Raw genomic sequence first — 19,733 nt, forward strand, 5'->3', positions numbered from 1 at the left:
ATCCTAGTTTGCCCCTTAGATATTCCATTACAATTTTTAATTTAAATTCTTCACTATACTTCGCCATACAAAAACACCCCAGAGGTTAGATTTTTAACTCTAACTTCTGGGGTGCAGTACCAGAGCTCCACACTTTTTTAGACGGCCGTTAATGCTGTCGGTATTTTCGGGTCTGTATCAAACAAATCAACTTGTTCGCCAACAACAATTCCTTGACTTTGCAATGTCTGGGTGACAGACATTTTTGCTAAGTCCTTCATGTTGTTATCCAAGCTTAAATGGGCCAAGTAAATTCTCTTTGTTTGATCGCCAATCACATCGCTCATGGCAATCGCCGCGTCCTCGTTTGATACATGGCCGACATCGCTTAAAATTCTCCGTTTCACATTCCATGGATAGCGTCCCATCCGCAGCATTTGCACGTCATGATTGCTCTCAAAGACAAACATATCAGCATTTGCAATAATTCCCTTCATCCGGTCGCTCACATATCCCGTATCGGTTACAAGGACAAGCTTTTTTCCTTCGTGATGGAAAATATAAAACATCGGCTCAGCCGCATCATGAGAGACACCGAATGATTCAATATCAAGAGAACCAAAGCTTTTTACCGATTCCATGTCAAAGGTAAACTTTTGTTCTGTAGGAATCTCACCAATAAGGCCATTCATTGCATTCCACGTTTTTTCATTGGCATATATGGGCAACTTATACTTTCTTGCTACTACTCCTACCCCTTTAATATGATCACTATGCTCATGGGTAACAAGCAGGCCTGAAAGCTTGTCCATATCGCGGCCAATATGGGCAAATAATGCTTCCATTTGCTTGCCGCTTAGTCCGGCATCTACTAAGAAGGAATGCTCCTCTGTTTCTACATAAACCGCATTTCCTGTACTCCCACTGGCGAGTACACTAAACCGCATCCCCATTTTCTCCTCACTCCACTATCTTTTGGTCTTCATTATCTAATTGAATAATATTTCCTTCAAAAAATGCATCGACAAATATATCTTCCTCTTTATCCAGGACTACGCGCCAGACAGGCGTCAACACTTGTGACGATGTTAAGTGTACAAGCGTATAATAACCGAGCTCAACCTTCGTGATTTTGCTGCCAAATGGCAATCTTCCATTTTCATACAACGTCTCAATCGCTTTAATTGGTTGATGAATGTTTTCTTCTTCTGACAGCTCCTCAATATTCTCGAGCAATGTTTGTTTATAGCCGGTAATTCTATTCTCCTTATCTAGATAAAAAGTTAATTCTCCGCTTACGTTCTTATAAAGCTGCTTGCCGTCAATTTGCTGATAATACGTAATCGTTTGCTCCGCCTCATCCACTTTCCAAAAACGATATTGCTCCCCTTGGAACACATGGTTTTTTAACAGCGGTGCTAGTTCTTCTAAATTGAAATCCTCTTTAATCGGAAACGGCTCCTGCAATTCCGATTCAATCGTCGTCTCATTCTTAATTGTGATCGTCTGCCCTTTTAAAATCGTATTGGTCAGCTCCATCAGATCATCCTTAGAAAATTTCCTTGGCGTTGCGCTAATAAGAGCGTTCTTCTTTACATTTTTCGGCAACTCAACATATTCAATTTCTTCCGTCTTCAATTTATTCTCAAAGGACGTCTCCGACACATAATCATATTGGCTCGAGTCATACTTTTTATAAAATTCGTTCAGCAAATAAATATTAAGGATGAGGAAGGTGACAATAAAGATTGTTTTAATTTTGCTCCAATCCATATTCATTCCCTCCCTCAGGCTCATTATTTACTTTCAGCCATTGATCCTGATATTTATAGTACCAATTAGGCTCTAAATGAATCAGTGGATCTTTTGAGGCTCTGGTCATCTCGTAGCCAATAACAAGATCCTGAATAAACTCAGGCTCAATATCTTTCCGCTCTTTAAGTTCTTGCAATATATCGACTCCAGACTTGAGTTCTTTCTCTGTTGACTCTACGCGTCGATTCATTTGAAAATTGTTCCGCTCGTATCGATGAATCGCTGTTCGTCCCCATATTTGCAGGATTTCCGACATGCCATTATTATTGAATATCGGGTAGCCTGAAGCTTCATACAGTCGGAATAAGACCGTTTGCTCCAATTGATCAATATCGACAAAATAGTAATTATCTGTCCACCCTCCATGGCCGTTAACGAAGTCAATACTGTTTTGCAATAAAGTACTTACCCTCCCCGAAATATCTTTTTCTTGAGTAGGATTGACATACTTCAACATATTGGTTTCAAAGTTAACACTTAATAAAGTAGTTGAATCCTTAAACTCCTCTCCATAACTTGTTGCATTGCGCTGGACAAAGCTTGGACTTCTAAACAGGGCGTCTCTGAATTCAGTTCCTTTAATGGTTTCAATTAAGTAGTTATGAGCTGGCCTGGTTATGGCTTCAGAAGGAACTAATAGCTTTTTATCATTGCCTAACGTCTCTAACGAGTATTTCATAAAATCGCGATTGGAATCTGCCTCTTGGAAAAACTCTTCTCTAAAGTTGATCACAAAAGAAGAGTTTACTCGAGAGCGGTATACCTTTTTCTCATCCAATGATACGAAATAAACATACCCGCTGTCTTTCATCACATTTTTCAATTCAATGATGATTTGATCAAAGTGAATCCCGGACATATCCTCGTCCTGTATACCTAAAATATTCTTATAGATTTCCATGGGAACAGAGCTTGGAAACGAGATTTGAGCATGATCATTTTCATAGAGAAAATTTGTTAAGTCTTCTTCTTGAATCGTCACCTGTTCAAAATGGCGATAATTCCAAGTGCTAAGTTCCTTTATAATTCGCTCAATTTCACCTGGATACACAGTCCCATAACGTTCGTCATTGACATGATAAAACACGCGATCGGCCTTAATAATTTGCCTGACTTCCTTCGGAGAACTTATTAAGACACCAGGTGTAATTTTATTTTCATCAAGGGACTCATAGTTTGGTTGATACGTCCAAATACTCCATGTTAAAAAGACACTTAACAACACAAGAATGGTTAAGATGATCGATTTTATATTTTCATATGTCATTCCCAATCATCCTCTTCCGTCTGAACATATGGAAGACTAAAAGAAACGGTCGTTCCCTTTCCTTCCACACTGGTCGCCCATATCTTCCCGCCATGGGCCTCCACCATCTCTTTCGCAATCGCAAGGCCAAGCCCGGTTCCGCCAAGCTTTCTTGTTCTTGCCTTATCAACTCGATAAAAACGTTCAAAAATCTTCTCCAAATTATCTTTCGGTATTCCTACCCCTTGATCAGAAACACTAATGACAATTTGATCGATTTCTTCCTCCATCTTAAAGGTTATTTTTCCACCTTCGGGAGAATACTTCATTGCATTTGAAATAATATTGTCCATCACTTGCGTGAGCTTATCCGGATCGATTTCTACAAAAGTCGGCTGATCCGGTAATTGCCGTTCAAAACTAACATTATGCTCTTTTGTTAGCTCGAATCGATCGATAATGCGATGATAAAAGTCTACAAAATTGACCCATTCTGTCGTTAACTCATAATCTTTACTGTCCATTTTTGATAGCTGCAACAAAGCATTAACAAGACGGATCATTCGCTCTGTTTCATTTTGAGTAACGTCTAAAAACTGTGGAGCAATCTCTTTATCCTTCCAAGCTCCCTCCGCTAACGCTTCTAAATAGCTTCTCATCGTCGTCAACGGCGTTCTTAATTCATGAGAAACATTGGCGACAAACTCTCGACGCTCCATATCGATCTTTTCTTGTTCGGTAATGTCATGAAGTACAGCGATAAGACCATTAACAAAGCCTGTCTCCTTTTGAATCACACTAAAATTAGCCCGTAAAATATATGGCTTTTTCTCCGTACTATAGTTTAAAATGACAGATTCCCTTTCCATCATTAAATCCTCTAATGTGTATTCCTCTTCAATTCCGAGCAAGGTAATAATGGAGGTCGACAAAATTGTTTCACGTGAAACATTCAGCATTTTGGCAGCAGGTTCATTAATGAGAATGACGCGCCCCTTGCGATCGGTCGCAATCACTCCATCCGTCATATAAGACAGAACGGATGAAAGCTTGCGCCTTTCCCCCTCTGTTGTGGCCTGAGCTTCCTGCAGTTTTTTCGTAAGGTTATTAAAGGTCATCGCTAATTCACCAATTTCATCATAGCCATATACCTTAACCTTTCTTGAGAAATTGCCCTTTGACATCGCAATCGCTTGCTTTCTCATATCCGTAATCGGTCTTGTAATCGTTCGCGCCAGCAAAACGACTAAAATAGCAGTAATCGCAAGGGAGATAGCGGTGCCAGACGCGAAAATACCGTTAATTGTCCGCATTTGCGAGTACACATTTTCAACATTCGCTACCAAATGAATGGCACCAATTACCTCATCCTTCACTTTAATCGGATCAACTAAGATCCAAATTCGATTGCTTGATTGGCGGTCAATCATTGTTCGATGATCACCATCATCATCGGAAAAAGCTATGACACGCCAAATCATTCGATCCGTGGAGCGCTGTCCCACTACTCCCTGTTTATATGGATCGGAAGTGCCGATAATTTTCAACGAAGTCCCCTCAATCACACGAACCTCAGAAATATCAGCAGTGTTATTAAAGTCACGCAAAATATTGCGAACATCCTCTTCTAAGGTGGGACCGTTTGCCTCAGGATTTCTTTCCTTCGTCATCTCCTCACCGATATAATAAGAGAGCAAGTCCACCCGTTCACGAATCGATGTTTCAAAGTTTTTTAATAATGTTTCCTCTAATTGACGAACAAAATAAGCGCCGATAATTTGCATCGCAATTAAAATTAACAATACGTAAATCAACACAAGCTTTAAATGAATAGAACGAAAAAAACCAACCTTTTTCATCGCTAGGATTACTCCTGTTCAGGATTTCTTAAGTAGTACCCTACCCCTCTTCTTGTCACGATCCAAGTGGGATGACTAGGATTATCCTCAATTTTCTCACGAAGGCGCCGAATCGTTACATCAACCGTTCTAACATCTCCGTAATAATCATAGCCCCATACGGTTTGAAGCAAATGTTCCCTCGTCATCACTTGTCCAATATGCTTCGCTAAATAATGAAGAAGCTCAAACTCCCGATGCGTTAATTCGATTTTCTCCCCACGCTTTGAAACGATATAAGCATCAGGGTGAATGATTAATGATCCAACCGTAATTTCATTTGAATCATCTTCCTCTGCCTGTGAAGCTGTATGCTGATGCCTTCTTAAATTCGCTTTCACTCTAGCAATCAGCTCTCTTGAACTGAACGGCTTTGTTACATAATCATCCGCTCCCAGTTCCAGCCCTAATACTTTATCAATTTCGGAGTCCTTCGCCGTTAACATAATAATGGGCATTTCGTACTTTTTCCGAACTTCCCTGCACACTTCCATTCCATCTCGCTGCGGCAGCATAATATCAAGCAAAATGAGATCTGGCTTAATTTCCTCGACCATTTCCAGTGCTTTGTTTCCATCGTAAGCACAATACACGTCATAGCCTTCCTTCTTCAAATTAAATTGAAGAATATCAGCAATTGGCTTTTCATCATCGACAACTAATATTTTTTTATCCATCTCTGTTCTCCTTTAAGAATAAGATCGAATTGAATTTCATTCAAAACTAAGATTCATTATCAATTTTACAAAATATGTTCTTTCATTACTTTATCATTTTATCAAAGTGAATTCATCTTTTTGTATAATTGAGTTCTCTTCTCTAAAAAAGACTCAAGCAATCCTGTTTTCTTTTAATAAGGTGAGAATGTTGGTTTTTGGGCACATTGTCTGTCTGATTTCATGAAACCTCGTTTGCTCCTACCGTTTCAAGACAATAAGAGGCTTTTCAACATAATTGAAAAGAGCGTGAAACCTTAGTTTCATACAAAATGAGCCAAAAATCGTTTGCTCAACTCAATAAAAGAAATTCGCTGTGCACAGCGAATCAAGACTAATCTCTTCTTGAAACTTTCAAAGTTAAAAGAACGAGTCCCTAGCGATTCTAGAGACTCGTTATCATCCATTATTTTAAATAGTTCAACGGGTTTTCTAAGTTCCCGTTTTTATATATTTCAAAATGTAGGTGTACTCCCGTTGAATTCCCGGTCGAGCCCATAACCCCTATTTTCATGCCTTTACTCACTGTTTGCCCTACCTTCACATCGATGGAAGAAAGATGAGCATACACGGTTTCAAAGCCGTTTTGATGGTTAATGACAACCTTGTTTCCATACCCGCCAGACCAACCAGCCGATTGGACAATCCCATTGTCTGATGCCTTTATCGTCCGGTCACTTGGTCTTGCAATGTCAATTCCCTTATGAAGCTTTCCCCATCTTTGCCCTTGCTTACTTGAAATATAGCCACCAACAGCCGGCCAAGCAAACGAGCCATCGCCCCGTGAAGGAATGACCTTTGTTCCTTTAATGACAATATGGGACATAGGTTCTTGTAAAATATTCTCATCGATCACGACTTTTTGCGTTTGCTTACCATTTTGTTCAGAAACCTTGTAGGTAACTTCCCTTGAACCATCCTTGCCCTCTTGCTTTACCTTCGTGTCACCCTTATACATGGATGAATCTTCTACAACTTCCTTTTCAAAGGGGATTGTTTCCTTCTGGAAAACTTCTTTTTCTACAATTACTTCTACTAAAGGTTGTAAAATCGTCACATTCAACTCTTGATCGATTTTCAATAAAGAGTCTTCCTTCAAACCTGGATTCAGTTTGAGCAATTGCTCGAGAGTCATGTCATGGTCATTTGCAATTTGACCAAGAACATCCCCCTCTTTCACTTTATATTTTTTCTCCTCAAGCGTTCCTTTTGTTATATAACTAACCGCTTCAGCAACGCTTAATATTTGTTTAGGAGATACTTTGCTTTGTGATAATGTCATTTCTTTTGAAAACCGGGCACCCACTACTCGAGTTTCCCCCTCCTTTAATGGAGGCAAAGACTCTTTCTCATTCAATGTTTGTTGCGCTTCTAATTGTTTCCATTCTTCTTCGCTCACGTATTTAAGCTTCAGCGCCTTCATTACTTGATTTGCCGCTGCTTCATCCTTCACATACACAGGAACCTTTTCGTCAATCAAAATTTCCGTTGCCACTGCTTCAATTGATAATAACTTCTCTAGCTTTTCTGCTACGACTTTATCATCCTGATTTGAGAAAGATTCAAAAACATGCTCTGGAACATATGTAAGCTTTGGTCCTATCGCAAGAGGAAGCTGATTGCTGAAATCATCCTTTGTCTTTTCAACCTTGGTTTCCACTACATTCTCAACAATTTCCTTATCGGAAACAGTGCCGACAAATTGATCGTCAACATAAACATAGTAAACGGTTTTAAAGGCAAGATCAGCAAAAGCGTGCACTCCTACTCCAAATGTCAAAGTTGCCAATGCAACTGTTGTTATTGCTGCTTTATTAAGTCCTCTAGTTGTATTGCCCGCTAGTTTGGACAGATGTTTAAAACGGTCATTCATTTTTAATCCTCCTAGACTACCGAAACAACCCTAATATTGCTTTAGGCAAAAACGGAGCATCTAACAACGCTTTTTTGCCTTCTTAACTTTACCATAATTCGATATTTAGAGATTACTAGTCTCAAGAATGTAACAAAAATGTATAATAGCTAACAATATACAACAAATAATGTAAATAATTACTATTTACTTAAGGACAAGTTCCCCAATGAAATGGCGAAATATAGGGATATTTCTCTATTTTTTATTCGGCACTAGTAAGATGGGATGATTTGGATAAAAAGTAGGAATATTACTAATTTTTTTACCTTAATGTTGCAATCATGTAACAACAAAACCGTGTTTCTAAAAAGAGGATACTATTGCGGATAAATTGTTTAATCGGAGCATAAAAAAGCTGTTCTTCATGCTCCTAGAGCTTAAAGAACAGCTTTCTTCACATATAATTAATTTTGGCGCCAAGGATTTAAGACCACATTCGTTTGCGAACGGTCAGGACCTACTGAGAAAATTGATAATGGGATCCCCGTTAACTGTGATACTCTTTCTAGGTAATGACGAGCATTAGCAGGAAGCTCATCTAATGATTTACAACCTGTAATATCCTCTGTCCAGCCTGGTAGTTCTTCATAGACTGGCTCACACTCAGCTAACACCTTTAAGCTTGCAGGGAATTGATCCATCACTTCACCTTTATAACGATACGCAACACAAATTTTCAATGTTTCAATTCCTGTTAAAACATCGATTGAATTAAGAGACAAATCGGTAATTCCACTAACTCGACGGGCATGACGGACAACTACACTATCAAACCAACCTACGCGACGTGCTCTTCCAGTTGTTGTCCCATACTCACGGCCAACTTCACGAATTTGCTGACCAATTTCATTCTCCAGCTCTGTTGGGAATGGCCCATCACCTACACGCGTTGTATAAGCTTTAGAAACACCGACAACATGCTTAATTTTAGTAGGACCAACCCCAGAACCTATCGTTACTCCTCCTGCAACAGGGTTTGAGGAAGTAACAAATGGATATGTTCCTTGGTCAATATCAAGCATGACACCTTGAGCACCTTCAAATAACACGCGGCGCCCTTCATCTAATGCATCGTTTAACACAACAGATGTATCAGCTACATAATGCTTAATTTGTTGGCCATACTCGTAGTATTCATTCAAAATATCTTCTAATTTAAAGCCTTCTGTTTCATATATTCTTTCTAATAAGCGATTTTTTTCTTTTAAATTGCGAACAAGCTTCTCTTCAAACACTTCTCTATCTAAAAGATCGGCGATACGAATTCCGATGCGGGCTGCTTTATCCATATAAGCAGGGCCGATTCCTTTTTTCGTTGTTCCAATTTTGTTGGCACCTTTACTTTCTTCTTCAACTTCATCAAGTTTCAAGTGATAAGGGAGAATTACATGGGCGCGATTGCTAATGCGTAAATTATCCGTCGTTACCCCTCTATCATGCAAATAAGCAAGTTCTTTTACTAACGCTTTTGGATCGACCACCATTCCGTTCCCAATGACGCTAATCTTATCTTTATAAAAAATCCCTGAAGGAATTAAGTGTAATTTATATGTTTCTCCGTCGAAACGAATCGTATGCCCGGCATTGTTACCACCTTGGTAACGTGCAATAACCTCAGCATTTTCTGAAAGGAAATCGGTAATTTTTCCTTTTCCCTCGTCTCCCCACTGTGTTCCTACAACTACTACTGATGACATTAAAGAAGCACCTCCATAAGGTAAACAAACTTTTTATTTTCCTTTTCAAACACACCTAGTGTACCAATATTCCCCTTCAAAAGTCAATAAAACACGAACATTTTTTAAATATAATTACTGATTTGTTCGTAAAATATCGATAATATGGATGATTTTGTCGATAATATTCCCTAAATAGCAGTGCCGTATAAGAACCCTTTCAAACCGTAATTTCATTATTTATTTTGATTCTTTTTCTTCAATTGGTAAAAACAACCGCGTTTTAACACCTCTTCAAAAGCCATTTAAACTCATTTCTTACTGCCAAGGATCGAATCAAAATGCAAACGGAGATTTCTCCAAAATTGAACGAACTGAGGTGTGTTAGGACACACGAAATAAAGCTGGAGCTATCCTAAAACCCTAAAACAAAAAAAGACTAGCTCATCGCTAATCTCTTCTTATGCGCCAGAAGGCACAGCAGCGTCATCAAATCGCCGCTCTAAATTGACAAACTTGTTATATTCTTTCACAAAAGCAAGTGATACTGTCCCCGTTGGACCGTTCCGCTGCTTCGCGATAATAATTTCAATGATGTTCTTATTCTCGGATTCTTTATCATAGTAGTCATCACGATATAAGAATGCGACAATATCAGCATCCTGTTCAATACTTCCTGATTCACGAATATCGGACATCATAGGGCGTTTATCCTGTCTCTGTTCCACTCCACGGGAAAGCTGAGATAATGCGATAACTGGAACCTCCAGCTCACGGGCAAGCTGTTTTAAAGAACGGGAAATCTCAGAAACCTCCTGCTGACGATTTTCCCCAGAACGGCCGCTCCCTAAAATGAGCTGTAAATAATCAATTAAGATCATGCCAATTCCATGCTCTTGCTTTAAACGGCGGCACTTCGAACGAATGTCCTGAACACGCACGCCTGGCGTATCATCTATATAGATTCCCGCATTAGACAAGCTGCCCATTGCCATTGTGAGCTTGCCCCAGTCCTCATCTGTTAACGAGCCCGTTCTCAACCTTTGTGCATCAATATTCCCTTCTGCACAGAGCATCCGCATCACGAGCTGCTCTGCTCCCATCTCCAAGCTAAAGATAGCTACATTTTCCCCTGTTTTGGTTGCCACATTTTGGGCGATATTAAGAGCAAATGCTGTTTTTCCCACGGATGGACGGGCTCCGACAATGATTAAATCATTTCGCTGGAAGCCGGCAGTCATTTGGTCAAGTTCAGCAAACCCAGTGGCAATTCCTGTAATATCTCCGACGCGATTATGCATTAGTTCAATATTGTCATAGGTGCGCACAAGGACATCTTTAATATTATGAAAGGCTCCAGCATTTTTCCGGCCTGATACTTCCATAATTTTTTTCTCAGCTTCAACAAGGAGAGTCTCCACTTCATCCTCCCGCTGGTAACCGTCTGTAGCAATATCAGTAGCTGTCCGAATCAGTCTTCTTAATAATGACTTCTCCTCCACGATCTTGGCGTAGAATTCAATATTAGCGGCTGTTGGCACAGAACCAGCCAATTCACTTAAATAGCCAACTCCACCAACATCCTCGAGTAGCTTTGCTGCAGCGAGTTCTTCAGAAACAGTTACTAAATCGACTGCTTTCCCTGCGTCATTCAGCGTCAGCATCACATTAAAAATCTTTTGGTGTGCTGCACGGTAGAAATCCTCTGGGATTAAAATCTCCGTTGCTAGAGTTAGAGAAGAAGGTTCTAAGAAAATAGCCCCTAAGACAGCCTGCTCAGCTTCAATATTTTGTGGGGGGAGTCGATCTGCAAATAAATCACTCATGCTAGGAAAAACCTCCTTTTACAGATGACAAAAATCAAATGTACTCAATCATCACCAAACGCTTGCCTATCGTTTTGGCGATGAACACAATCTATATCATTATTGTTATTGCGATTCTATTGTACGTCAAGCATGATTAACCCATCATAAAAATGTGATCAGCTCAATAACCGATCACATTTCTATCCTTCATTTTATCATGTTTTCATACAAATGGTACTTCCAATATTAGCTTATCCTTCGTTCGACATTACTTTACTTCCTTCACATGTACGTTCAAAGTCGCTGTTACTTCAGAATGCAATTTCACTGGGACCTTTGTGTATCCTAAAGCGCGAATGGCATCATCCAGCTCAATTTTCCGCTTATCCACTTTAATTCCATGCGCTTTTTGGAGACTCTCCGCAATTTGCTTACTTGTAATGGAGCCAAACAGCCGTCCACCTTCTCCAGCCTTAGCGGTTAGTTCCACCGTTAGCTTTTCAATCTCTTCTTTCAGCTTTTTAGCTTCAGCGAGTTCTTCTGCTGCTGCCTTCTCTTCCTTCTTCTTTTGAGCATTAAGAGAGCTAATATTCGCTTGATTCGCCTCAATGGCTAAACCTTGCTTTATTAAAAAATTATGTGCATATCCATCAGCGACATTTTTGACTTCACCTTTTTTGCCTTTTCCTTTAACATCCTTTAAAAAAATCACTTTCATTCTTTCTTTCTCCCTTCTAGATATTCATCTATTGCATCCAATAGCTGCTGTTCCGCTTCCTCTATTTCCATTTCCGGAAGCTGGGTTGCGGCATTCGTTAAATGTCCGCCGCCTCCTAAACTCTCCATGATGACCTGAACATTGACATCCCCTAAAGAACGGGCACTGATCCCGACCACATCATCATTACGTTTAGAAATCACAAAGGAAGCAAGCACTCCTTCCATCGTCAGCAATGTATCTGCAGTTTGGGCAATTAACACTTGATCTAGAACCTGTTCTGCTCCTGCCTTGGCAATGGCAATTCCTTCTTTATAGAAATACACCGTTTCAATCAGCTTTGCCCGTTTTAAATACGTTTCCACATCTTCTTTTAAGAACTTCTGTACAAGTACAGTGTCTGCTCCCTGTCCTCTTAAATATGAGGCAGCATCAAAGGTTCTTGCACCTGTTCGAAGAGTAAAGCTTTTGGTATCAACAATAATCCCTGCTAAAAGCGCTGTCGCTTCAAGCATATCGATTTTGCTGCGCTTCGGCTGGTATTGCAGCAGTTCCGTCACTAATTCTGCTGTTGAGGAAGCATACGGCTCCATATAAACGAGCAGTGGGTTTTCAATAAACTCTTCCCCACGACGATGATGATCAATGACTACAACATGATCCATTTTATGGATCAGTCTTTCTTCAATCACCAATGAAGGCTTATGGGTATCAACTACTACTAAGAGCGTATCCTCTGTCGCGATCTCCAACGCTTGCTCAGGAGTGATAAAGCGCTCAAAGAGCTCCTCATGCTTTTGAATCTCCTCCATTAACCGTCGTACCCCTGTATCAATCTCATGGGTATTAATGACAATATACCCTTCACATTGATTCATTTGAGCAATTTTAAGAATCCCGATGGCAGCCCCAACTGCATCCATATCAGGGTTTTTATGGCCCATAATAATGACTTTATCACTATCAATGATTAAATCCTTTAGAGCATGTGAAATAACACGAGCACGCACCCTCGTTCGCTTTTCAACAGGGTTCGTTTTCCCTCCGAAGAATTTCACTTTCCCGTTCGTTTGCTTGATTGCAACTTGGTCACCACCGCGTCCAAGAGCTAAATCCAAGCTAGATTGGGCCAGTTCGCCAAGCTCTGGCAAAGAAGGAACTCCTGCTCCCACCCCAATGCTTAATGTAAGTGGAATATTTTGCTTTGTTGTTATTTCTCGAACCTCATCAAGGATGGAGAATTTTCCTTTTTCTAATGAGTGCAAGATTTGTTCGTTGAACACACCGATAAAGCGTTCAGATGAAACCCTTTTTAAAAAGACACCATTATCTTGAGCCCATTTGTTCAAAATGGATGTAACGAGACTATTTAAACTGCTTCTCGTCTGATCGTCCATTCCTTGTGTTATGTCATCGTAATTGTCCAAAAATATGATTGCGATGACTGTTCTTTCATCTTCATACATTTTCTCTACTTCTATTTGTTCTGTTATATCAAAGAAATAGAGCAATCTTTCCTCTGAGCGATGAATCACTCTAAATTTACGATTCATAATCGTAATGACTTCCATTTCCACTTCCTGCTTAATGAGCGGGATTAAGGAATCCCCTACGTCGTAGAGAGATCTGCCCACTAATGTTTCCTCTTCAAAGCAAGATGCTAAAAATGGATTGGCCCATTCTACATAATAATCATCATTAAACAGCATAATTCCAATTGGCATTTCCATCAGCGCTTCTTCACCGACTTTTTTCAGTCGATAAGAGAGAGTAGCAATATACTTTTCTGTATCCTTCCGTTGTTGATAATCAACGATAAACAGATAGTAGAAAGGAATAACAGAAAGGACAAATCCAATGAGACTAATAATCCAATTATAGAACGCAAGTATCACTAGAAATACCAAGGTTATAGCCATTAATGCATATATAGGATAGCGAATAGACCTTTTTTCCAAATAAGAAGGCATTTTTTCAGCTCCCACATTTCTATACATCTAATTTCGTTTATTTTTTTGTCTCTAATCGTTTCCTCAAATCAAAACCTAAGTCAATTATACCTAATATCCTTACAATATAAAGAACTATAGGGAAAATGAATGTGAAAACTGTCACTAAAATGGGAATAATCTTCGGCATTTCTTTCACATAAGAAAGATAATAAATAAATGAAAGTCCCTGCAGCACCATAAAGAGCTGGAGAATAAACGATAAATTCATCGTAGCCGTATACAGGAAGGTTCCCTGCTCCGGGTTTAATAGAATTGATATGATTAGCACGAGTAGATAATACCATAGAAGGCTTTTTGGCAATCGTAGCTCTTGAAATGATTTCCATTTTGGAACGGCGATTCCGAATCGCTTTGCAATCGGAAAAGAAAGCAATTCAATGATAAAAACCGTAGTAAAGGAAAGCATGACGAATATACTCGGAACTAATACTTTAAGCATTTCAACACTTGTCTCAAACTGTTCGACCATTTGCGGATCTGGAGCTTGTCCAAACGCCTCCAGCATATTCATAGCCTGAGAAATGGACTGCTCAAAGATTTGCATCGTTTCTTGAATGATATCCATTTCCAAGAAAACAACCGAAATAACATATTGAATCACGAGCGTCAATAAAAATGTCATCGCCCCTGCAATAAACCCTGCCACCCTGCTTTTCTTTTCCCTAATAAAGTCCCCAATGACAATCCCTGTTAACCCATAGGATAAAGCTAATGGAATGGCCAGAACCGTCCCAACGATAAAGGAAATAAATATAGCTCCCAAAAGTAGGACGAGCGAGCTCTTCCGATCATTTTTTGCTGAAAACATAATGAAAGGCAGTGGAATAAATAAATTTACAACTACCCCTAATACAGGTATGTATATCGTTATAAGTAGCAGTACGGCAAAAATCGCCAAAAACAAGGCGCCTTCCGTTAACTTATGAGCATTTTTCACATCTCAACCTCCTGATAAGTCCTACTCCCTATTGTATCTGCCATCCATTCTATCTTCAACCAATAAGAAAAAAGGTGCCTTGAACAGCACCACATAAGCGAAGACGGTTATTTTGATAAAGGAGAAGTAAGGACTTATTACGAAAGCTTACATTTTTCATTTGGAAAGATAGTGAGAAATGTCATGACTCAAGTACATCACAAACCAATAATTATTATTTATTCCTTTTCCTAAAAGTTCTATTCTTAGCCCTATTCCCACAAGCCTTCATTGAGCACCACCTTCCAGTTCCAGGTCGGGAATGATCGACAAAAACCCACTGACAATCATCCGCTGAACAAATTCTAATTCTATGCCATAAATCATCCCTTTTTATTTCATACATGAGGAGAATTAATTTGGCTAAACCCTTTTTTCCGTTTCTATGAACGGGGTGAATTTCCTCAGACTCTTCCGAAAAATAAATTGTAAAGGTAAAATTACCTATAAGCTCGTTTAAAGTATCCATTTCATTTGGATTTTTTATTGTTTTTCTTGTCTCTTCCCTCAACTTTATAGCAAGTTCTAAATCCTGTTCAGTAACTTTTTCCTGTTCTAAAATTAAATTGTGCTCTAATAAAAATGAGTATAGATCTTCAGGACCGTTTAAAAGTTCTACCCCAGGATCCCCCTCAAAACGCATACGTTTATCATAAGTATTTAAAAAACCTGCTATTACCTCAAGGTTTCGGTATTTATCTCCCATTTGGAACACTCCTATTGACTAATAAAAACTTAACCATTAAAATTATTTTAACGGTCACTAACCAATAAAATAATTTTAATGGTCAGGAGGGGTTATCTTATATGGACAAAAAAATATAATAACAGCCATTTGCTGTACAGTTTATCAGGTGTGCAATAATTTTGGCATTTCTTGCTTTCATTATAATTAGATAATGGCCTAATTGGAAATTAAACTCTACGTGGAATTATGTCGACAACATATGTTTTGAATTTTACCATTTATTTAAAATACATAGGATTGGATCATTTCAGTGGCCAATATATTCGTTTTTTTATGTAATCTTGATTCTAAATAAGCGAATATCAACAAATATTCACTGAGCAAACTATTAAACTACTTTTTTAAATATTACGGGGAGGACGTTATATGAATATTTCACCTTTTAATATTAAAATCTCCAATAAACAAATATTAGATTTAAAAAAACGGATAGAATTAACTAGATGGCCAGACGAAATTCCAGGTTCCCAATGGAACTATGGCATACCATTAAAGTTTATGAAGAGCATAATTGGATATTGGAAGGATCATTTTGATTGGAGAATGGTAGAGGAAAAAATGAATATGTATCCTAACTATAAGACGAATATTGATGGAATCGAACTCCATTACGTTCACGTTCGTGGAAGTGGATCTAACCCTTTACCTATTATTATCCCCCATGGTTGGCCTGGTTCATTCTACGAAATGCTGGATATCATTCCTTACTTGACAACTCCTGAAAAATTCGGCGGTGATCGCAATGAATCTTTTGATGTTGTCATTCCATCTATTCCTGGACACGGATTCTCATCATCCTCTTTAAGACCTGGCTTCGATGACCGAAAAGTGGCAGATATTTTTGTAAAATTAATGAATCTATTAGGTTACGATAAGTTTGGAGCTCATGGATATGATTTAGGAGCCAGTATTTTAGGATTAATGTGTTTAGACTATCCAGAAAAAATGATAGGATACCATACAACTTCACCTGGTAATCCTAGCCCTTACATCTCGAAAGACACTGTTTTAACAAAAGCTGAAGAAAAGTTCCTTGCATACTGTAAGCAGTGGTATAATGACGAAGCTGGGTATGCCCATCTACTAGGTACAAAACCTCAAACAATAGCTTATTCTCTTAATGACTCTCCTGTAGGTTTAGCAGCTTTCATTCTCGAAAAATGGTACTTGTGGACGGATCCACCAAGTGGAAATATCTTAAATCACTTTGATAAAGATACTTTGCTGGCTAATGTTTCAATCTATTGGCTAACCGAAACCATAAATGCTTCAAACCGATATTACTATGAAGGAAAATATACGAAATGGCCAGATAAAAATGATTTTTCAACAGTCCCTTTAGGTGTTTCCTTAAATGCTACCCAATACCACGAGCGTCCGCCAAAAGAGTATGTCGAAAGATTATTCCCTAATATTGTTTATTGGAAAGATTTAAATGTTGGTGGACATTTTGTTGCAACCGAAGAACCTGAATTAGTTGCTAAAAGCATACGTTATTTTTTTAATAAGGTTAAGTATAATCTTTCATTATAAAAAGTTATCCCGTATTTTCACTAACAGAAAATACCTTAATTTCCCCTCTTCATTAAACAGCTATATTTTAGACATAAAAACACCCCAAAAGTTAAATTTCACTCTAACTTTTGGGGTACACAAATCATAAGATTACTGTGCTTTTTTTAATACCATCTAATATTATTCTCCAGTAACGTATGGAAGTAATGCCATTGTACGTGCACGCTTGATCGCAACAGTATTGAACCCTTTCAAAAAAAAGCCATTTTCACATTCAGCCCCCCTTGCACTCCATATTTTTAATAGTTAACTAGTATAGAAAACTACCCTCTTTTTCATATTCTCTAGTCTATATTGATAAACATCCATTTTTTGTGATTTACTTGTATATGTTTTTCAATTTAATGCAATGAATTATCAAAATATTTTGTGAAAATAATTCAGTTTTTACTCGCCCATTTACTTTATATTAACCTAGAGAATTAAAAAAAAATTCGGTATCAATTATAATAGGGTAGAATTTCTATCTAGTAGTTCAAAAGATTTTAGTGAGCCCAATAATCCTAGCAAAGTACATTCAAATTTAGAGGAGTACCTTAATGAAGTGCAAGTTGAGTTTTTTAATAGCTTCAATTCAGCACAGGAGTTTGTTAAATACGATGACGCAGAAGAGACTACTCACAGAAAAGTTGTAGCACTGATTGTCTCTTCTAATGCTGGCAAAACTCAATATTTGACAGATGAGTACTTTAGAAATTGTTCAAATCCGAATTACGATCATGAAGTTCACATTAATTCAGATTCTATTATTGTTGGCCAATATTATCACTTAAGCTGTTTGAAATGCCAATATTCTTGGGACACTGGTGAACATATATCTATTAGCATGGATTACTGACCTTTTTCGCATGCAATTTACTATTCTAGATAAAGTCGTTTTACTCAACAAAAGAATGTCTTAATTTTTTGGTGTCAACAACGTTTTGAAATTCCCTCTTTTCAACGGTTCTAAATTCCTATTTATCATCGCTAAACTTATACAGGTGTGACACCGGCTTTTTGCTTCTCTCGAAGCCGATAAGAATTCCCTTTTACATTAAAAGTGGTCGCATGGTGGAGAAGGCGATCCAATATGGCTGTGGCTACAATTGTGGGAGCAATTACCGTTGCAGGAGCAGTTGGGGCATTGGCTATAAGAATGTACAACACTTCTAGCTCGGCACATGGTGATATTCAACGTGCATATGAAATTCTTGGGACAATATCACATCAAGCATATTAAAATAAGATTTAATTTTAGGAACCCTTTCTTTAATAAAGAAAGGTTCCTATTTACATAAGAACAAGATATACTTTTGAGTACAATTAATATAGAATAATTAGAAAGTGGTGAATTTAATTATGTTAGTTATAGACATACTTTCGTCTGTTTTCATTGTGTTAATTCTATTCCTACTTATTGAAAAGAAGAGGAAAAAAAGTGAAAAGTTCCTGTTCTATTTTTGTTTATTAATATTTTTTTATCTATTAGGTACATAATATTTGATCAATTTTGGTGTTTTAGCATGCTAAGAATTGTGATAAACATACTGAAAATTTGCTAATTCTAGTAAACCTAATTTTATTCTGACACTACCATATTCTACTAAATATGATATTTGTTTCTATTTGGATGGACAGTGAGAAGAGATTTTTCCTAAGTAATATTGGTGTTCAAGTATAGAAGTGGAACTTGCTGAGTTCCACTTCTTAAAATCAAAAATATAATATTGTTTTAATAACACTAGTAACTTTTTTATTAATGGTAATCATTCCATATGATTTTGAAGCTGCATTTATTTTTTCTACCATGTAGTATAACTCTTTGTCATTATTCAGGAATAGGATTTGTATTAACTCTTTTAATTTATCCTTACTTATAACTTTCCCCAACTCTACCAATTGTTTGATAAGAAACTAATAGAATAAGTTTTTGAAGACAATGTAGCTTTGAAAAATTATTAAAAGAATAGTGATAATATCCCAAATCAAATCATTGTTTCTTCGCTCGATTATTTTGTAATAAACCCTCTAATTGCTTCAAGATGTAAAATGGCTCATACTTACTTTAATAATATAGCTAGTACAAGGATAATGTACTAATTCTATATTCTAAAGGGAATGTAATATAACTCTAATTATACCTGTAACTGCCAGCTCTTTAAAAACACCAGTAGATGAATAATTATATCTATCTAAAATACCAGTTTCTTTTGTTAGTTTTTCTTTTATCTCTTTTTCTAAGCCACCTCTAGTAGCCACTAATAGTATTGGGTGATATCCCCTTTTATTCCAACATGGTTGTAAAGTTTAAGACTTTTGGAACAATCCTCCATTCAAGATCTACTAATACCATTGAAGATTGCGTTTTTTCAACCCTCATTTCTTCTCCCCCCACTAGCGAGAGGAATAAAATCCCTCTCCTCTTGGCTAAACTTACATATTATACCAATAACAATAGTTACAAGACCTAGTCTCACATCCTAAAATGAAAGATATATCATGTTTGATTACTATTAAATATAAAAAGGCAGTTTAGAGATAATTGATATGCTCCCCATTAGGTAGACAGATTAAAAAATAAAAATCTGGCTATTTAATGGGGAGTTTTTTATGTCTAAAAGATCCTATCTACCTGAAATAAAATTAGAAATCTTAAAAATGTGGGAAGA

The 19,733-nt window shown here is 37.7% G+C and carries 15 protein-coding genes and 1 pseudogene; 3 read left to right on the forward strand and 13 right to left on the reverse strand.

What is annotated here, in order from left to right; translation table 11 throughout:
* Nucleotides 1-137: 137 nt before the first annotated feature.
* The 12 genes from FCJ93_RS24170 to FCJ93_RS24225 form a co-directional block, all read right to left on the reverse strand.
* Nucleotides 138-932 carry an MBL fold metallo-hydrolase gene (locus tag FCJ93_RS24170; protein WP_095313904.1) on the reverse strand — a complete coding sequence of 265 codons (795 nt, stop codon included), beginning with the start codon at nt 930-932 and terminating at the stop codon, nt 138-140.
* Nucleotides 933-939: 7 nt separating this feature from the next.
* The gene (locus FCJ93_RS24175; protein ID WP_095313901.1) at nt 940-1,752 is read right to left on the reverse strand and encodes a two-component system regulatory protein YycI; all 813 of its coding nucleotides are present in this window, start codon (nt 1,750-1,752) and stop codon (nt 940-942) included.
* Nucleotides 1,733-3,061 carry a YycH family regulatory protein gene (locus FCJ93_RS24180; protein WP_095313898.1) on the reverse strand — a complete coding sequence of 443 codons (1,329 nt, stop codon included), beginning with the start codon at nt 3,059-3,061 and terminating at the stop codon, nt 1,733-1,735. The genes FCJ93_RS24175 and FCJ93_RS24180 overlap by 20 nt, the downstream gene beginning before the upstream one ends.
* Complete coding sequence (gene walK, locus FCJ93_RS24185; protein WP_095313895.1) at nt 3,058-4,899, reverse strand: cell wall metabolism sensor histidine kinase WalK; 1,842 nt, start codon at nt 4,897-4,899, stop codon at nt 3,058-3,060. The genes FCJ93_RS24180 and walK overlap by 4 nt, the downstream gene beginning before the upstream one ends.
* 8 nt (nt 4,900-4,907) lie before the next feature.
* The gene (gene yycF, locus FCJ93_RS24190; protein WP_095313893.1) at nt 4,908-5,615 is read right to left on the reverse strand and encodes a response regulator YycF; all 708 of its coding nucleotides are present in this window, start codon (nt 5,613-5,615) and stop codon (nt 4,908-4,910) included.
* A gap of 445 nt (nt 5,616-6,060) precedes the next feature.
* On the reverse strand, nt 6,061-7,527 hold the full coding sequence (locus FCJ93_RS24195; protein WP_137744901.1) for a M23 family metallopeptidase: 1,467 nt from the start codon (nt 7,525-7,527) through the stop codon (nt 6,061-6,063).
* Between the two features lie 446 nt (nt 7,528-7,973).
* Nucleotides 7,974-9,266 (reverse strand): adenylosuccinate synthase, encoded by a 1,293-nt coding sequence (locus FCJ93_RS24200; protein WP_095313889.1) that lies wholly within the window; start codon nt 9,264-9,266, stop codon nt 7,974-7,976.
* A gap of 440 nt (nt 9,267-9,706) precedes the next feature.
* The gene (dnaB, locus tag FCJ93_RS24205; protein ID WP_095313887.1) at nt 9,707-11,071 is read right to left on the reverse strand and encodes a replicative DNA helicase; all 1,365 of its coding nucleotides are present in this window, start codon (nt 11,069-11,071) and stop codon (nt 9,707-9,709) included.
* 250 nt (nt 11,072-11,321) lie between these two features.
* Complete coding sequence (gene rplI, locus FCJ93_RS24210) at nt 11,322-11,771, reverse strand: 50S ribosomal protein L9 (RefSeq protein ID WP_095313882.1); 450 nt, start codon at nt 11,769-11,771, stop codon at nt 11,322-11,324.
* Nucleotides 11,768-13,741: a DHH family phosphoesterase gene (locus FCJ93_RS24215; protein ID WP_095313877.1), complete on the reverse strand. Its 1,974-nt coding sequence runs from the start codon at nt 13,739-13,741 to the stop codon at nt 11,768-11,770. The genes rplI and FCJ93_RS24215 overlap by 4 nt, the downstream gene beginning before the upstream one ends.
* Nucleotides 13,742-13,778: 37 nt before the next feature.
* On the reverse strand, nt 13,779-14,720 hold the full coding sequence (locus tag FCJ93_RS24220) for a YybS family protein (RefSeq protein WP_095313873.1): 942 nt from the start codon (nt 14,718-14,720) through the stop codon (nt 13,779-13,781).
* 214 nt (nt 14,721-14,934) lie between these two features.
* A complete protein-coding gene (locus FCJ93_RS24225; RefSeq protein ID WP_095313870.1) occupies nt 14,935-15,465 on the reverse strand; it encodes a CGNR zinc finger domain-containing protein in 531 nt (176 codons plus the stop codon).
* Between the two features lie 408 nt (nt 15,466-15,873).
* Between FCJ93_RS24225 and FCJ93_RS24230 the strand changes: the two genes are divergently transcribed.
* Both FCJ93_RS24230 and FCJ93_RS24235 read left to right on the forward strand, forming a co-directional pair.
* A complete protein-coding gene (locus FCJ93_RS24230; protein ID WP_137744902.1) occupies nt 15,874-17,040 on the forward strand; it encodes an epoxide hydrolase family protein in 1,167 nt (388 codons plus the stop codon).
* A gap of 586 nt (nt 17,041-17,626) precedes the next feature.
* Complete coding sequence (locus FCJ93_RS24235; RefSeq protein ID WP_095313862.1) at nt 17,627-17,920, forward strand: hypothetical protein; 294 nt, start codon at nt 17,627-17,629, stop codon at nt 17,918-17,920.
* A gap of 137 nt (nt 17,921-18,057) precedes the next feature.
* On the opposite strand, the pseudogene FCJ93_RS24240 reads toward FCJ93_RS24235, so the two are convergent.
* Nucleotides 18,058-18,171 (reverse strand): annotated as a pseudogene (locus FCJ93_RS24240) (ATP-binding protein); the annotation flags it as partial.
* Between FCJ93_RS24240 and FCJ93_RS25195 the strand changes: the two are divergent.
* Nucleotides 18,155-18,304 (forward strand): hypothetical protein, encoded by a 150-nt coding sequence (locus FCJ93_RS25195; RefSeq protein ID WP_170211408.1) that lies wholly within the window; start codon nt 18,155-18,157, stop codon nt 18,302-18,304. The pseudogene FCJ93_RS24240 and the gene FCJ93_RS25195 sit on opposite strands and share 17 nt — an antisense overlap.
* Nucleotides 18,305-19,733: the final 1,429 nt, after the last annotated feature.

It is taken from the genome of Robertmurraya siralis (assembly GCF_005502275.1).
GTDB lineage: Bacteria > Bacillota > Bacilli > Bacillales > Cytobacillaceae > Robertmurraya > Robertmurraya siralis.

Bases quoted from the DNA above. Each gene is read 5' to 3' on its own strand.
- FCJ93_RS24225 (WP_095313870.1), bottom strand. From the start codon at position 15,465: ATGGGAGATAAATACCGAAACCTTGAGGTAATAGCAGGTTTTTTAAAT.
- FCJ93_RS24215 (WP_095313877.1), bottom strand. From the start codon at position 13,741: ATGCCTTCTTATTTGGAAAAAAGGTCTATTCGCTATCCTATATATGCA.
- FCJ93_RS24200 (WP_095313889.1), bottom strand. From the start codon at position 9,266: ATGTCATCAGTAGTAGTTGTAGGAACACAGTGGGGAGACGAGGGAAAA.
- FCJ93_RS25195 (WP_170211408.1), top strand. From the start codon at position 18,155: ATGGCTGTGGCTACAATTGTGGGAGCAATTACCGTTGCAGGAGCAGTT.
- walK (WP_095313895.1), bottom strand. From the start codon at position 4,899: ATGAAAAAGGTTGGTTTTTTTCGTTCTATTCATTTAAAGCTTGTGTTG.
- FCJ93_RS24175 (WP_095313901.1), bottom strand. From the start codon at position 1,752: ATGGATTGGAGCAAAATTAAAACAATCTTTATTGTCACCTTCCTCATC.
- FCJ93_RS24195 (WP_137744901.1), bottom strand. From the start codon at position 7,527: ATGAATGACCGTTTTAAACATCTGTCCAAACTAGCGGGCAATACAACT.
- FCJ93_RS24180 (WP_095313898.1), bottom strand. From the start codon at position 3,061: ATGACATATGAAAATATAAAATCGATCATCTTAACCATTCTTGTGTTG.
- FCJ93_RS24170 (WP_095313904.1), bottom strand. From the start codon at position 932: ATGGGGATGCGGTTTAGTGTACTCGCCAGTGGGAGTACAGGAAATGCG.
- rplI (WP_095313882.1), bottom strand. From the start codon at position 11,771: ATGAAAGTGATTTTTTTAAAGGATGTTAAAGGAAAAGGCAAAAAAGGT.
- dnaB (WP_095313887.1), bottom strand. From the start codon at position 11,071: ATGAGTGATTTATTTGCAGATCGACTCCCCCCACAAAATATTGAAGCT.
- yycF (WP_095313893.1), bottom strand. From the start codon at position 5,615: ATGGATAAAAAAATATTAGTTGTCGATGATGAAAAGCCAATTGCTGAT.
- FCJ93_RS24230 (WP_137744902.1), top strand. From the start codon at position 15,874: ATGAATATTTCACCTTTTAATATTAAAATCTCCAATAAACAAATATTA.